At 69.6% G+C, this 14,543-nt stretch carries 15 protein-coding genes; 14 read left to right on the top strand and 1 reads right to left on the bottom strand.

The features are described from left to right. Nucleotides 1-4: 4 nt before the first annotated feature. The 14 genes from HYE82_RS09775 (at nt 5) to HYE82_RS09840 (ending at nt 12,913) form a co-directional block, all read left to right on the top strand. Nucleotides 5-652, top strand: a complete 648-nt coding sequence (locus HYE82_RS09775; RefSeq protein ID WP_179173559.1) for an L-threonylcarbamoyladenylate synthase — start codon at nt 5-7, stop codon at nt 650-652. Next, complete coding sequence (locus HYE82_RS09780; protein ID WP_309144252.1) at nt 649-1,305, top strand: protein-tyrosine-phosphatase; 657 nt, start codon at nt 649-651, stop codon at nt 1,303-1,305. The genes HYE82_RS09775 and HYE82_RS09780 overlap by 4 nt, the downstream gene beginning before the upstream one ends. Nucleotides 1,306-1,553: 248 nt before the next feature. After that, on the top strand, nt 1,554-2,783 hold the full coding sequence (gene glyA / locus HYE82_RS09785) for a serine hydroxymethyltransferase (RefSeq protein ID WP_179173560.1): 1,230 nt from the start codon (nt 1,554-1,556) through the stop codon (nt 2,781-2,783). Nucleotides 2,784-2,886: 103 nt separating this feature from the next. Further along, a complete protein-coding gene (locus tag HYE82_RS09790) occupies nt 2,887-4,221 on the top strand; it encodes an MraY family glycosyltransferase (RefSeq protein ID WP_179173574.1) in 1,335 nt (444 codons plus the stop codon). 287 nt (nt 4,222-4,508) lie between these two features. Then, on the top strand, nt 4,509-4,946 hold the full coding sequence (locus HYE82_RS09795) for a hypothetical protein (protein ID WP_179173561.1): 438 nt from the start codon (nt 4,509-4,511) through the stop codon (nt 4,944-4,946). Between the two features lie 210 nt (nt 4,947-5,156). Next, nucleotides 5,157-5,987, top strand: coding sequence for a F0F1 ATP synthase subunit A (atpB, locus tag HYE82_RS09800; RefSeq protein ID WP_179173575.1), 831 nt, complete (start codon nt 5,157-5,159; stop codon nt 5,985-5,987). 73 nt (nt 5,988-6,060) lie between these two features. Next, a complete protein-coding gene (gene atpE / locus HYE82_RS09805) occupies nt 6,061-6,288 on the top strand; it encodes an ATP synthase F0 subunit C (RefSeq protein WP_030386954.1) in 228 nt (75 codons plus the stop codon). A 38-nt stretch (nt 6,289-6,326) separates the two neighbouring features. Further along, nucleotides 6,327-6,872, top strand: coding sequence for a F0F1 ATP synthase subunit B (locus HYE82_RS09810; RefSeq protein WP_179173562.1), 546 nt, complete (start codon nt 6,327-6,329; stop codon nt 6,870-6,872). Then, nucleotides 6,869-7,684 carry a F0F1 ATP synthase subunit delta gene (locus tag HYE82_RS09815; protein ID WP_179173563.1) on the top strand — a complete coding sequence of 272 codons (816 nt, stop codon included), beginning with the start codon at nt 6,869-6,871 and terminating at the stop codon, nt 7,682-7,684. The genes HYE82_RS09810 and HYE82_RS09815 overlap by 4 nt, the downstream gene beginning before the upstream one ends. Nucleotides 7,685-7,822: 138 nt before the next feature. Further along, nucleotides 7,823-9,409 carry a F0F1 ATP synthase subunit alpha gene (gene atpA, locus HYE82_RS09820; protein ID WP_179173564.1) on the top strand — a complete coding sequence of 529 codons (1,587 nt, stop codon included), beginning with the start codon at nt 7,823-7,825 and terminating at the stop codon, nt 9,407-9,409. Nucleotides 9,410-9,429: 20 nt separating this feature from the next. After that, nucleotides 9,430-10,347, top strand: coding sequence for a F0F1 ATP synthase subunit gamma (locus HYE82_RS09825; RefSeq protein ID WP_179173565.1), 918 nt, complete (start codon nt 9,430-9,432; stop codon nt 10,345-10,347). Then, nucleotides 10,348-11,799, top strand: a complete 1,452-nt coding sequence (gene atpD, locus HYE82_RS09830) for a F0F1 ATP synthase subunit beta (RefSeq protein WP_179173566.1) — start codon at nt 10,348-10,350, stop codon at nt 11,797-11,799. It begins immediately after the preceding gene. A 164-nt stretch (nt 11,800-11,963) separates the two neighbouring features. Then, nucleotides 11,964-12,338 (top strand): F0F1 ATP synthase subunit epsilon, encoded by a 375-nt coding sequence (locus tag HYE82_RS09835; RefSeq protein ID WP_179173567.1) that lies wholly within the window; start codon nt 11,964-11,966, stop codon nt 12,336-12,338. A gap of 128 nt (nt 12,339-12,466) precedes the next feature. Further along, nucleotides 12,467-12,913, top strand: coding sequence for a DUF2550 domain-containing protein (locus tag HYE82_RS09840; RefSeq protein WP_179173568.1), 447 nt, complete (start codon nt 12,467-12,469; stop codon nt 12,911-12,913). 240 nt (nt 12,914-13,153) lie between these two features. Here the strand turns inward: HYE82_RS09840 and HYE82_RS09845 are convergent. Continuing rightward, nucleotides 13,154-14,543: glycoside hydrolase family 18 protein (locus HYE82_RS09845; RefSeq protein WP_179173569.1), on the bottom strand; the 1,390-nt coding region annotated here is incomplete at its 5' end.

The raw sequence follows: 14,543 nt of genomic DNA on the forward strand, positions 1-14,543 counted from the left end.
GCTGATGGCCCGGCGATACGACTGCAACGACGCGACGGACCGCGCGACGGGCCTGCGTGAAGCCGCATCCGCCGTGCGCCGCGGCGAGCTGGTCGTGCTGCCCACCGACACCCTGTACGGGATCGGTGCGGACGCCTTCAGCGCGGAGGCCGTCGGCGACCTGCTCACCGCCAAGGGGCGGGGCCGCAGCATGCCCACCCCGGTGCTCATCGGCTCCCCGAACACCCTCCACGGCCTGGTGACGGACTTCTCCGAGCAGGCGTGGGAGCTCGTCGACGCCTTCTGGCCGGGCGCGCTGACCCTCGTCGCCAAGCACCAGCCCTCGCTGGCCTGGGACCTGGGCGAGACCCGGGGCACGGTGGCCGTGCGCATGCCGCTGCACCCCGTCGCGATCGAGCTCCTGACCGAGGTCGGCCCGATGGCGGTGTCCTCCGCGAACCTGACCGGCCACCCGGCGCCCGAGGACTGCGACGCGGCGCGCGCCATGCTCGGCGACTCCGTCTCGGTGTACCTGGACGGCGGCCCCACCCCCGGCATCCAGCCGTCGTCGATCGTCGACGTCACCGGGAAGGTTCCCGTCCTGCTGCGCGAGGGCGCGCTGACCGCCGAGCAGCTGCGGGAGGTCGTACCCGACCTCGAGGTGTCCCCGTGAGCCCTCAGGGGCGTGGCATAGCCGAGGGGCAGCTTCCGCCCGCGGACGGCGCGGGCACCTTCCGCATCCTCCACGTCAGCACCGGCAACGTCTGCCGCTCGCCGATCACCGAGCGGCTGACCCGGCATGCGCTGGCACACCGCCTGGGCGACATCCCGGCCAGCAGCCTGATCGTGGAGAGCGCCGGCACGTGGGGCCACGAGGGCGCCCCGATGGAGGCGAACGCAGCCGCCGTACTCGCCGACTTCGGCGCGGACGCCTCCGGGTTCACCGGGCGCGAGCTGCTCGACGAGCACGTCATACGGGCCGACCTCGTCCTGACCGCCACCCGGGACCACCGGGCGCAGGTCATCTCCATGGGCCACTCGGCGGGCCTGCGCACCTTCACCCTGAAGGAGTTCACCCGCCTGGTGCGGGCCATAGACCCGGCGACGCTGCCGCCCCTGGACGACGGCGTCGTCGAACGCGCGCGGGCACTGGTACGGGCCGCGGCGGCCCTGCGCGGCTGGCTCCTGGCCCCCTCGCAGGACGCGGACGAGGTGCACGACCCCTACGGCGCCCCGATCACCTTCTTCCGCTCGATCGGCGACGAGATCAACCAGGCGCTCGATCCGGTCGTCACGGCCCTGACGGGTGTCGCGCCCCCGCACTGACCCGGGTGCGCGGACCGGCGGCCGGGGCCGGCGCAGCGGGCCGAAGCCCGCGGAGGCCCCTCGGGGCCGCGCGGGACGAGGGCCGCACGGCTGAGGGCCGCGCGGGTGAGCGACATGGCCGTCAGGGGGCCGGCGCGGGGCTCCGCGACCCGGCGGCGCCTTCCGGGCCCCGGGAGCCGTCCCGCAGGGCGCGACGGCTTCGACGGGCCTACAGTGGCGGTACCCGGTACCGCCACTGGAGTCGCGCCATGAGCGTCATCACCCCGCCCCCGGACCTGCTGCGGCAGCAGGATCCGCAGATGGCCGACGTGCTCGCCGGGGAGGCGCAGCGGCAGGCCACCTCGCTCCAGCTGATCGCCGCCGAGAACTTCACCTCGCCCGCCGTCCTGGCGGCCCTCGGCTCGGCGCTCGCCAACAAGTACGCCGAGGGCTACCCGGGCAACCGCTACCACGGCGGCTGCGAGTACGCCGACCTCGCCGAGCGGACCGCCGCGGAACGGGCGCGGGCGCTGTTCGGGGTCGAGCACGCCAACGTGCAGCCGCACTCCGGCTCCGCCGCCGTCCTCGCCGCGTACGCCGCCCTGCTGCGGCCGGGCGACACCGTGCTGGCGATGGGGCTCGCGTACGGCGGCCACCTCACCCACGGCTCCCCGGCCAATTTCTCCGGCCGCTGGTTCGATTTCGTCGGCTACGGGGTCGACGCCGAGACGGGCCTGATCGACTACCCCCAGGTGCAGCAGCTGGCGCGGGCGCACCGGCCGAAAGCCATCGTCTGCGGCTCGATCTCCTACCCGCGGCATCCCGAGTACTCGGTCTTCCGGGAGATCGCCGACGAGGTGGGGGCCTACCTCATCGCGGACGCCGCGCACCCGATCGGGCTCGTCGCCGGCGGGGCGGCGCCCAGCCCCGTCCCGTACGCCGACGTCGTGTGCGCGACCACCCACAAGGTGCTGCGCGGCCCCCGCGGCGGGATGATCCTGTGCGGCGCGGAGTTCGCGGAGCGGATCGACCGGGCCGTGTTCCCGTTCACCCAGGGCGGCGCCCAGATGCACACCATCGCCGCCAAGGCCGTCGCCTTCGGCGAGGCGGCCCGGCCCGCGTTCACCACGTACGCCCACCGGGTGGTGGCCAACGCCCGCGTGCTGGCGGAGGCGCTGACCGGGCACGGCTTCGCCGTGACGACGGGCGGCACGGACACGCACCTGATCACCGCCGACCCGGCGCCCCTCGGCCTCGACGGCCCCACCGCCCGCGGCCGGCTCGCCGCGGCGGGGATCGTGCTGGACACCTGTGCCCTGCCGTACGGGGACCAGCGCGGGATCCGCCTGGGCTCGGCGGCCGTGACCACCCAGGGCATGCGGGAGCCGGAGATGGAGCGGATCGCCGCGCTCTTCACGGCCGCACTGCAGGGGGAACCGGCGAAAACCCGCGCGGAAGTGGCCGATCTGGCCCACTCCTTTCCCCCTTACGGTGGGTAATCGGGGCAAGCAGGGTGTACCGCAACCGCAGCCGGGTTCCTCGCGTCCTCGCCACCGGGGACATCACGGCTAATGTGTGGGGCTGAGATGGCCGGCGATACATCTGGGGCAGCCCGTGCGTGAATACCTGCTGACGCTCTGCGTCACGGTGGCGGTGACCTACCTGCTCACCGGGCCCGTGCGCAGATTCGCGATCGCGGCCGGCGCGATGCCGGAGATCCGCGCCCGCGACGTGCACCGCGAGCCCACTCCGCGACTCGGCGGCATCGCCATGTTCGGCGGGCTGTGCGCGGGCCTGCTGGTCGCCGACCACCTGCCCAACCTCAACGGCGTCTTCGAGCTGTCCAACGAGCCGCGGGCCCTGCTGTCGGGGGCCGCGCTGATCTGGCTGATCGGCGTCCTGGACGACAAGTTCGAGATCGACGCGCTGATCAAGCTCGGCGCGCAGATGATCGCCGCCGGTGTGATGGTCATGCAGGGCCTGACCGTGCTGTGGATCCCCGTCCCGTGGATCGGGACGGTCGCGCTCACCCAGTGGCAGGGCAACCTGCTCACGGTGGCCCTGGTGGTCGTCACCATCAACGCGGTGAACTTCGTGGACGGCCTCGACGGCCTCGCCGCCGGCATGGTGTGCATCGCCTCCGCGGCGTTCTTCCTCTACGCCTACCGGATCTGGTTCGGCTACGGAATCGAGGCGGCGGCGCCCGCGACCCTCTTCGCCGCGATCCTGATGGGCATGTGCCTGGGCTTCCTGCCGCACAACATGCATCCCGCACGCATCTTCATGGGCGACTCCGGTTCGATGCTCATCGGCCTGGTCCTCGCCGCCGGCGCCATCTCGATCACCGGCCAGGTGGACCCGGACACGATGGCCCTCTTCGCCGGCGGTGAGCGCAACGCGACGCACGCGATGCTCCCGGTCTTCATCCCGCTGCTGCTGCCGCTGACGATCATCGCGATCCCGATGGCCGACCTGGTCCTGGCCATCGTGCGGCGCACCTGGAAGGGCCAGTCGCCGTTCGCGGCGGACCGCGGGCACCTGCACCACCGACTGCTGGAACTCGGCCATTCCCACAGCCGCGCTGTCCTGATCATGTACTTCTGGTCCGGACTGATCGCGTTCGGCGCGGTGGCCTATTCCGTGCACTCCGCCTCGATGTGGATCGTGCTGGCCATCGCGGCCCTGAGCGCCGTGGGCCTGGTCCTGCTGCTCCTGCCGCGCTTCAGGCCGCGCACCCCGCGCTGGGCGGAGTTCCTGGTCCCGCCGCGCTACCGGCACGCCGAGCGGGCCGCCGAGGCGGCCGCGCAGGACGCCTCGGGCCGCGAGCCGGAGTCCGGCCGGCGGGTCGCGGTGGGTGTCTCCGGCGTCAACGGAGCAACCGCCGTGGGCCCCCGTTCGCGCTTCCCCGACCGGCGTAAGGCCGAAACGACGCGCTGACGCCGACGGAGCATGTCGGACATGGGGCGCCATTAGCACGCAAGCCGAGGGCTTGTCGCGCACACACGGGCGCGTTCACACTCATGTGTGACAGTTGGCACACCCTCCAGGTAAAGCTCTCATCAAATAGTTTGTGATACCGTTCACTAAACCCGGTGACACAGCCGAAGGACCGTAGTGCGACGGCCCTCCGGCTCGAGGTTCTTTCTCGCGACCGGGCCTACGCTCGTCCCGTACGAGTCCCGTACGAGTCCGTGCCCCCACCACCACCGCGGAGCCAAAGCGCCATGCTGTCCGATGACGCCCGATCCCTCCTGCACGCCGCAGTGCCCACCGCTGTCGCCGGCGTCATCGCCGTTGTCGTCAGCGCCGTGGCCGCGGGCGGCAAGGGGGCCCTTGGTGCAGCCATCGCCACGGTGGTCGTGATGCTCTTCATGGGCATCGGCTTCATCGTTCTGCAACGCACGGCGAAATCGCTGCCGCACCTGTTCCAGGCGATGGGGCTCATGCTCTACACGACGCAGATTCTTCTGCTGTTCGTCTTCGTCGCCGTGTTCAAGAACACGACGTTGTTCAACCCCAAGGCCTTCGCCATCACGCTGGTCGCGACCACCCTCGTGTGGATCGCGGCGCAGACGCGTGCGCATATGAAGGCCAAGATCCTCTACGTCGAACCGGACTCGGTGAAGGGCGACAAGCCCGAAAACTCGGGGCCGAAGTCGTGAGGGGTAGGGCCGGGATAAAGGCGCGTTCGAGATCCTGCTATCGTCCGGTGCCAACTGCGGCACTGCGGGCGCGGGCATCCGAGCTGACGCCTGTTCCATCGCGAGGCTCCATGCCTGAACGCCGCCCCATCATCCGTAACACCAGTCCAGTGCCGAACCGCGGCTGTCTGCCGCGCCGACACAACGAGGTTGCCGTACCTATGCGCCACGCTGAAGGAGCCCGCGGTGAGTGCTGACCAGATGACGCTCGCCTTCGAGGCCGACTGTCAACTCAACTCCGGTTGTGGCTTCCCGGCCCCCAGCCTGTGGTCCTTCATCTTCGAGCCCATCGCCGGAGATGCAGACGGCTGGTACTTCAACAAGCCGATGCTGCTCGCCCTGCTGGGCACGATCATCATTCTGGGCTTCTTCTGGGCCGCCTTCCGCAAGCCGCAGGTCGTTCCCGGCAAGCTCCAGATGGTCGCCGAGAGCGGTTACGACTTCGTGCGCCGCGGGATCGTGTACGAGACGCTGGGCAAGAAGGAGGGCGAGAAGTACGTCCCCTTCATGGTGTCGCTGTTCTTCTTCGTCTGGATCCTGAACGTCTGGTCGATCATCCCGCTGGCCCAGTTCCCGGTGACCTCGATCATCGCGTACCCGGCCGCTCTCGCGCTGGTCGTCTACGGCATCTGGATGTCGGTGACCTTCAAGCGCCACGGCTTCGTCGGCGGCCTGAAGAACCTGACCGGCTACGACAAGTCCCTGGGCGCCGTCCTCCCGCTGGTCATGGTCATCGAGTTCTTCTCGAACGTCCTGGTCCGCCCCTTCACCCACGCGGTCCGACTGTTCGCGAACATGTTCGCCGGCCACACCCTCCTGGTGCTGTTCACGATCGCCAGCTGGTACCTCTTCAACGGCTGGGGCATCCCGGCCGCGGGCGTGTCGTTCGTCATGGTCCTCGGCATGACCGTCTTCGAGCTCTTCATCCAGGCTGTCCAGGCGTACGTCTTCGTCCTCCTGGCCTGCAGCTTCATCCAGGGCGCGCTCGCCGAGCACCACTGATCGCCCACCTCCAAGCCCCCATTCGTCCGGTGGCCAACCCCCACCGGTCCGTGAAAGAGAAGGAAGAACTGGCATGTCCCAGACCCTTGCCGCCGTCACCGGTTCCCTCAGCTCCGTCGGTTACGGTCTCGCGGCCATCGGCCCCGGCGTCGGCGTCGGCATCATCTTCGGCAACGGCACGCAGGCCCTCGCCCGCCAGCCCGAGGCTGCCGGTCTGATCCGCGCCAACCAGATCCTCGGCTTCGCCTTCTGTGAGGCGCTCGCCCTCATCGGTCTGGTCATGCCCTTCGTCTACAGCTGACGAACGCATACCTGTCCGATTCGACGAAAGGCACTGATGTGATTTCCCTGGTGCACCTGGCGGCAGAGGAGCCTCAGAACCCTCTGCTCCCGCCGCTCCCGGAGCTCATCGTCGGTCTCGTCGCCTTCCTGATCGTCTTCGCCATCCTCGCGAAGAAGCTCCTCCCGAACATCAACAAGGTTCTGGAAGAGCGTCGCGAGGCCATCGAGGGTGGCATCGAGAAGGCGGAAGCCGCCCAGACCGAGGCCCAGAGCGTCCTGGAGCAGTACAAGGCCCAGCTCGCCGAGGCCCGGCACGAGGCCGCCCGCCTGCGCCAGGAAGCGCTGGAGCAGGGCACTGCGCTCAAGGAAGAGCTGCGCGCAGAGGGCCAGCGGCAGCGCGAGGAGATCATCGCTGCCGGCCACGCCCAGATCGAGGCCGACCGCAAGGCCGCCTCGCAGGCGCTGCGTCAGGACGTGGGCAAGCTCGCCACCGACCTGGCCGGCAAGCTCGTCGGCGAGTCCCTCGAGGACCACGCCCGGCAGAGCCGCACCATCGACCGGTTCCTCGACGAGCTCGAGGCGAAGGCCGAGGCGACCCGATGAACGGAGCGAGCCGCGAGGCGCTGCACGCCTCCCGCGAGCGCCTCGACGCGCTGACGGACAACACGTCCGTCGACGCGGCGAAGCTCGCCGGTGAGCTGGCCGCCGTCACCGCGCTGCTCGACCGCGAGGTCTCGCTGCGTCGGGTCCTCACGGACCCGGCGCAGCCGGGTGAGGCCAAGGCCGAGCTGGCCGCACGGCTGCTGGGCGGCCAGGTGGGCGGGGAGACCCTCGACCTGGTGTCCGGCATGGTGCGCTCCCGCTGGTCGCAGTCCCGCGACCTGGTGGACGCGCTGGAGGAGCTGGCGGCCACCGCCGACCTCACCGCGGCGCAGAAGGCCGGCGCACTCGACGACGTCGAGGACGAGATCTTCCGCTTCGGCCGGATCCTCGCCTCGAACCCCGAGCTGCGCGCCGCCCTGACCGACCGCAAGGCGACCGTCTCCGCCAAGAGCGCGCTGCTCCGCAGCCTGCTCGGCGGCAAGGCGAACGCCGCCACCGAGCGCCTGGTGACGCGACTGGTCACCCACCCGCGTGGACGTAGCCTGGAAGCGGGACTCGAGTCCCTTTCCAAGCTCGCCGCCGAGCGCCGCGACCGCATGGTCGCCACCGTGACCACCGCGGTTCCGCTCAGCGACGCGCAGAAGCAGCGTCTCGGCGCGGTGCTGGCCAAGCTGTACGGCCGCCAGATGCACCTGAACCTCGACGTGGACCCCGAGGTCCTCGGCGGGATCGTGGTGCAGGTGGGCGACGAGGTCATCGACGGTTCCACCTCGAACCGACTGGCCGAGGCCGCTCGCCGCATGGCCGGCTGACCAGCCGAGCAGTCACCAAACAGAACACAGCATTCCTAGCGGCCCGGTTGGGCCGTGCAGAACTTGCAGAAGATTCCTGGGGGTCGCCCCCAGACCCCTAAGAAACTTCGGGCCCAACAAGGAGAGCAGGGAACCCAGATGGCGGAGCTCACGATCCGGCCGGAGGAGATCCGGGACGCACTGGAGACCTTTGTCCAGTCGTACCAGCCGGACGCGGCCTCGCGCGAGGAGGTCGGCACGGTCAGCGTTGCCGGTGACGGCATCGCGAAGGTGGAGGGCCTGCCCTCCACCATGGCGAACGAGCTGCTGAAGTTCGAGGACGGCACCCTCGGCCTCGCCCTCAACCTCGAGGAGCGCGAGATCGGTGCCATCGTCCTCGGCGAGTTCAGCGGTATCGAGGAGGGCCAGCCGGTGCAGCGCACCGGTGAGGTGCTCTCCGTCGGCGTCGGCGAGGGCTACCTCGGCCGCGTTGTCGACCCGCTCGGCAACCCGATCGACGGCCTCGGCGAGATCGCGACCGAGGGCCGCCGCGCCCTCGAGCTGCAGGCCCCGGGCGTCATGGCGCGCAAGTCCGTGCACGAGCCCATGGAGACGGGCTACAAGGCCGTCGACGCCATGACGCCGGTCGGCCGCGGCCAGCGTCAGCTGATCATCGGTGACCGCCAGACGGGCAAGACCGCCCTGGCCATCGACACGATCATCAACCAGCGTGACAACTGGCGCTCGGGCGACGTCAACAAGCAGGTCCGCTGCATCTACGTCGCCATCGGCCAGAAGGGCTCCACCATCGCTTCCGTGCGCGCCGCGCTGGAAGAGGCGGGCGCCCTGGAGTACACGACCATCGTCGCCGCCCCGGCGTCGGACCCGGCCGGCTTCAAGTACCTTGCGCCGTACACCGGTTCCGCCATCGGTCAGCACTGGATGTACCAGGGCAAGCACGTCCTGATCGTCTTCGACGACCTGTCGAAGCAGGCCGACGCCTACCGCGCCGTGTCCCTGCTGCTGCGCCGCCCGCCGGGCCGTGAGGCCTACCCGGGTGACGTCTTCTACCTGCACTCCCGCCTGCTGGAGCGCTGCGCCAAGCTCTCCGACGAGATGGGTGCCGGTTCGATGACCGGTCTGCCGATCGTCGAGACCAAGGCCAACGACGTCTCGGCGTTCATCCCGACCAACGTCATCTCCATCACCGACGGCCAGTGCTTCCTGGAGTCCGACCTGTTCAACGCCGGCCAGCGTCCGGCCCTGAACGTCGGTATCTCGGTCTCCCGTGTCGGTGGCTCCGCCCAGCACAAGGCCATGAAGCAGATCTCCGGCCGCCTGCGCGTGGACCTCGCCCAGTACCGCGAGCTGGAGGCGTTCGCCGCCTTCGGTTCCGACCTGGACTCCGCGTCGAAGTCCGCGCTGGAGCGCGGCAAGCGCATGGTCGAGCTGCTGAAGCAGGCCCAGTACGAGCCGATGCCGGTTCAGGAGCAGGTCGTCTCCATCTGGGCCGGCACCACCGGCAAGATGGACGACGTCCCGGTCGAGGACATCCGTCGCTTCGAGTCCGAGCTGCTGGAGCACCTGCGCCACAACCGCAAGGAACTCCTCACCTCGATCCGCGAGGGCGGCAAGATGTCGGACGACACCCTGCAGTCCGTCGCCGACGCGATCGCCGACTTCAAGAAGCAGTTCGAGACCTCGGACGGCAAGCTTCTGGGCGAAGACGCGCCGGTGGCCAAGTAACGACGGAAGGGACCTGACTCATGGGAGCCCAGCTCCGGGTCTACAAGCGTCGCATCCGATCCGTTACCGCGACCAAGAAGATCACCAAGGCGATGGAGATGATCGCCGCCTCGCGCATCGTCAAGGCGCAGCGCCAGGTGGCGGCCTCCACGCCGTACGCGACCGAGCTCACCCGTGCGGTGACCGCGGTGGCGACGGGGTCCAACACCAAGCACCCGCTCACCACGGGGGCGGAGGCCCCGGTGCGGGCGGCCGTGCTGCTGCTCACGAGCGACCGTGGTCTGGCCGGCGGCTACTCGTCCAACGCCATCAAGGCGGCGGACCGGCTGACGGAGCGGCTGCGCAGCGAGGGCAAGGAGGTCGACCACTACATCGTCGGCCGCAAGGGTGTCGCCTACTACGGCTTCCGTGAGCGCAAGGTCGCGGACAGCTGGACCGGCTTCACCGACAGCCCGACCTACGCGAACGCCAAGGCCGTGGCCGCACCGCTCATCGAGGCCATCTCCCGGGAGACGGCCGAGGGCGGCGTGGACGAGCTGCACATCGTCTTCACGGAGTTCGTGTCGATGATGACGCAGAACCCGGTGGACGACCGGATGCTGCCGCTCAGCCTTGAGAAGGCGCAGGAGGAGACGGCCGGCAAGGGCGAGGTCCTGCCGCTGTTCGACTTCGAGCCGTCGGCGGAGGACGTCCTCGACGCCCTGCTGCCGCGCTACGTCGAGAGCCGCGTGTACAACGCGCTGCTGCAGGCCGCTGCTTCCGAGCACGCTGCCCGCCGCCGTGCGATGAAGTCGGCGACCGACAACGCCGGTGAGCTCATCACGAACCTCACCCGGCTTGCCAACGCGGCCCGCCAGGCCGAAATCACCCAGGAAATCAGCGAGATCGTCGGTGGCTCCGCAGCCCTGGCCGACGCGAACGCGGGGAGTGACAAGTAAGTGACGACGTCTATCGATAACGCAGTGGCGGCCGCTGCCACCGGCCGCATCGCGCGGGTCATCGGCCCGGTCGTCGACGTGGAGTTCCCCGTCGACGCCATGCCGGAGATCTACAACGCGCTGACCGTCCAGGTTGCCGACCCGGCCGAGGAGGGCGCGCTCAAGACGCTGACCCTCGAGGTCGCGCAGCACCTGGGTGACGGCGTTGTCCGCGCCATCTCCATGCAGCCCACCGACGGCCTGGTCCGCCAGGCCGTGGTGACCGACACGGGTGCGGGCATCACCGTCCCCGTCGGCGACTTCACCAAGGGCAAGGTGTTCAACACCCTCGGTGAGGTGCTGAACGAGCCCGAGGCCAACGGCACGGAGACCGAGCGCTGGGCGATCCACCGCACGGCCCCGAAGTTCGAGGACCTCGAGTCGAAGACCGAGATGTTCGAGACGGGCCTCAAGGTCGTCGACCTCCTCACCCCGTACGTCAAGGGTGGAAAGATCGGTCTGTTCGGTGGTGCCGGTGTCGGCAAGACCGTTCTGATCCAGGAAATGATCATGCGTGTGGCGAAGCTGCACGAGGGTGTTTCCGTCTTCGCCGGCGTGGGTGAGCGCACCCGTGAGGGCAACGACCTCATCGCGGAGATGGAAGAGTCCGGCGTTCTCGACAAGACCGCCCTGGTCTTCGGCCAGATGGACGAGCCCCCGGGCACCCGTCTGCGCGTCGCCCTGGCCGGTCTGACCATGGCGGAGTACTTCCGCGATGTGCAGAAGCAGGACGTGCTGTTCTTCATCGACAACATCTTCCGCTTCACGCAGGCCGGTTCCGAGGTCTCGACCCTGCTCGGCCGCATGCCCTCCGCGGTGGGTTACCAGCCGAACCTGGCCGACGAGATGGGTCTCCTCCAGGAGCGCATCACCTCGACCCGTGGTCACTCGATCACCTCGATGCAGGCGATCTACGTCCCCGCCGACGACCTCACCGACCCGGCGCCGGCGACCACCTTCGCCCACCTCGACGCGACGACGGTTCTCTCCCGTCCGATCTCCGAGAAGGGCATCTACCCGGCCGTGGACCCGCTGGACTCCTCGTCCCGCATCCTCGACCCGCGGTACATCGCGAAGGACCACTACGCGGCCGCGACCCGCGTCAAGGGGATCCTGCAGAAGTACAAGGACCTCCAGGACATCATCGCGATCCTCGGTATCGACGAGCTGGGCGAGGAGGACAAGCTCGTTGTCCACCGTGCCCGCCGTGTCGAGCGCTTCCTGTCCCAGAACACCCACGCGGCGAAGCAGTTCACCGGTGTGGACGGTTCGGACGTCCCGCTCGACGAGTCGATCGCCGCGTTCAACGCGATCTGCGACGGTGAGTTCGACCACTTCCCCGAGCAGGCCTTCTTCATGTGCGGTGGCCTTGAGGACCTGAAGAAGAACGCCAAGGAGCTGGGCGTCTCCTGACCCGGGGCGCTCCTGCGAGTGCCTCCGGTTCGAAGGTTCCCTCCCGGTCACGGCCGGGAGGGGACCTCTGAGAGGGGCGGGTGTGTCCCGTCCCTCTCCCCACGCCCATTAGAATTTGACCCAACACCCGGCTGACCCGCCGGGTGGTGACCCGAGGAGCCACCTTGGCTGCTGAGCTGCACGTCGAGCTGGTCGCGGCGGACCGGAGTGTCTGGTCCGGTGCGGCCACCCTGGTCGTCGCCCGCACCACGTCCGGCGACATCGGCGTCATGCCCGGTCACCAGCCGCTTCTCGGTGTGCTGGAATCGGGCCCGGTGACCATCCGTACCAGCGAGGGCGGCACTGTCGTCGCCGCGGTGCACGGCGGATTCATCTCGTACGCGGACAACAAGCTGTCCATGCTGGCCGAGATCGCCGAGCTCGCGGACGAGATTGACGTCCAGCGGGCGGAGCGGGCACTGGAGCGCGCGAAGGCGGAGGCCGACGCGGCCGCCGAGCGTCGCGCGGATGTCCGGCTGCGCGCGGTCGCGGGGCGCTGAGCCCCGTACCGAACAGGTTGAGACCTCAGCCGCGGTCCGTTCCGGAATTTTCCGGGACGGGTCGCGGCTGAGGCGATGTACGTCCCTTTTCATGTGCGGTATGTCGATGAGCGAGGAGGTCGGTGAAGATGCTCCTCGCTCTGCTTGTGAGCGGCCTGGTCGTAGCCCTGGTGGTGATCGGCCTGTTCGTGTTCGGGCTGCGGCGCAGACTGATCCAGCGCTCCGGCGGCACCTTCGACTGCTCCTTGCGCTGGGGGGTGGCCGACAAGCCGGACCTCTCCGGCAAGGGCTGGGTCTACGGGGTCGCCCGCTACAGCGGTGACCGCATCGACTGGTTCCGCGTCTTCTCGTACTCGCCGCGGCCGCGCCGACTGCTGCAGCGGGACTCGATCGAGGTGGTCTCGCGCCGGGCTCCCGAGGGCGAGGAGGAGCTGGCGCTGCTGTCCGACGCCGTCGTGCTCGGCTGTACCCATCAGGGGACCCGCCTGGAGCTGGCGATGAGCGAGGACGCGCTGACCGGGTTCCTGGCCTGGCTGGAGGCGGCGCCTCCCGGACAACGGGTGAATGTCGCCTGAGAATTCCTTGCCCGTTGGGTGGGGGTCCCCCCGGACGGAGTCTGGGGGAGGGTGAATGTCGCCTGAGAATTCCTTGCCCGTTGGGTGGGGGTCCCCCGGACGGGGTCCGGGGGAGGGCGAACGTCGCCCGAGGGCGGCCATCGGCGTACCGGCGTACGGACCTGACGTGAGGAAGCCGGGGAGACGGGGGGCGGATCCCGTCTTCCCGGCTTCGTCGTTCACCGGCTCAGTGGGCGGGGGTCACCGCAGGCCGGCGTGGACGGCGGCGGCGAGTTCGCCGTTCGCGGTGTCGCCGCTGAACTCCCAGTAGAAGGCGCCCCTGAGCCCCTGCTGCTTGGCCCAGGCCGTCTTTCCGGCGATGGTGGCGGGGGTGTCGTAGCTCCACCAGTTGCTTCCGCACTTGGCGTAGGCGGTGCCGGCGATCGTGCCGGTGGCGGGGCAGCTGTTCTTGAGCACCTTGTAGTCCTCGATGCCCTGCTCGTACGTGCCCTGGGCCGGGCCGGTGGCGGTGCCGCCGGGGGCCGCCTGGGTGACGCCGGTCCAGCCGCGGCCGTAGAAGCCGATGCCGAGGTTGAGCTTGCTGCCCGGGACGCCCTTGGCCTTGAGCTTGGCGACGGCTTCGGCGGAGTTGAAGCCGGCCTGCGGGATCCCGGCGTACGGGGTGAGCGGGGAGTGCGGGGCGGTCGGGCCCTGGGCGGCCCAGGCGCCGAAGAAGTCGTACGTCATGACGTTGTAGAAGTCCGCGTACCGGGCGGCTCCCGCGTAGTCGGCCTTGTCGATCTTGCCGCCGTCGGAGGCGTCGGCCGTGATGGCCGCGGTGACCAGGTTGGCGGCGCCGAACTTGGCCTTCATGGCCTGCATCATGTGGGTGAAGGCGGCGGCTCCCGAGGTGTCGCAGCTCAGGCCGCAGGCGTTCGGGTACTCCCAGTCCAGGTCGATGCCGTCGAAGACGTCGGCCCAGCGCGGGTCCTCGACCAGGTCGTAGCAGGACTGGGCGAAGGCGGCCGGGTTCGCCGCGGCCTGGCCGAAGCCGCCGGACCAGGTCCAGCCGCCGAAGGACCACAGGACCTTGAGGTGCGGGTACTGGGCCTTGAGCTTGCGCAGCTGGTTGAAGTTGCCGCGCAGCGGCTGGTCCCAGGTGTCGGCCTTGCCGTCGACGCTCTGGTCGGCGGTGTAGGCCTTGTCGTGGTCGGCGTAGGCGTCGCCGATGGTGCACTTGCCGCCCTGGACGTTGCCGAAGGCGTAGTTGATGTGCGTGATCTTCGCGGCGGTGCCGGAGGTGACCAGGTTCTTCACGTGGTAGTTGCGTCCGTAGACGCCCCAGTTGGTGAAGTAGCCGAGCGTGACCTTGTCCCCCGGGTCGGGCGGGACCGTGCCGCCGGGGGTCGTGACCGTCAGGGTGCCGGAGGAGGGCCCGGTCTGGCCGGCGGTGTCGCGGGCGGTGACGGAGTACGTGTACGCGGTGCCCTTGGTCAGGCCGGTGTCGGCGTACGAGGTCCCGGTGACCGTCGCGATCTTCGCGGCGCCGCGGTACACGTCGTAGTCCTTGACGCCCTTGTCGTCGGTGGCCGCGGCCCAGGACAGGCCCACCGAGGTCTCGGTGACCGGGCCGGCGGAGGGGGTGCCGGGG

The organism is Streptomyces sp. BR123 (genome assembly GCF_013401435.1).
Taxonomy (GTDB): Bacteria; Actinomycetota; Actinomycetes; order Streptomycetales; family Streptomycetaceae; genus Streptomyces.

Excerpts from the sequence above, each read along its gene's own strand:
- HYE82_RS09775 (WP_179173559.1), top strand. The coding sequence starts at position 5 with ATGGCCCGGCGATACGACTGCAACGACGCGACGGACCGCGCGACGGGC.
- glyA (WP_179173560.1), top strand. The coding sequence starts at position 1,554 with ATGAGCGTCATCACCCCGCCCCCGGACCTGCTGCGGCAGCAGGATCCG.
- HYE82_RS09795 (WP_179173561.1), top strand. The coding sequence starts at position 4,509 with ATGCTGTCCGATGACGCCCGATCCCTCCTGCACGCCGCAGTGCCCACC.
- atpE (WP_030386954.1), top strand. The coding sequence starts at position 6,061 with ATGTCCCAGACCCTTGCCGCCGTCACCGGTTCCCTCAGCTCCGTCGGT.
- HYE82_RS09815 (WP_179173563.1), top strand. The coding sequence starts at position 6,869 with ATGAACGGAGCGAGCCGCGAGGCGCTGCACGCCTCCCGCGAGCGCCTC.
- atpA (WP_179173564.1), top strand. The coding sequence starts at position 7,823 with ATGGCGGAGCTCACGATCCGGCCGGAGGAGATCCGGGACGCACTGGAG.
- HYE82_RS09825 (WP_179173565.1), top strand. The coding sequence starts at position 9,430 with ATGGGAGCCCAGCTCCGGGTCTACAAGCGTCGCATCCGATCCGTTACC.
- HYE82_RS09840 (WP_179173568.1), top strand. The coding sequence starts at position 12,467 with ATGCTCCTCGCTCTGCTTGTGAGCGGCCTGGTCGTAGCCCTGGTGGTG.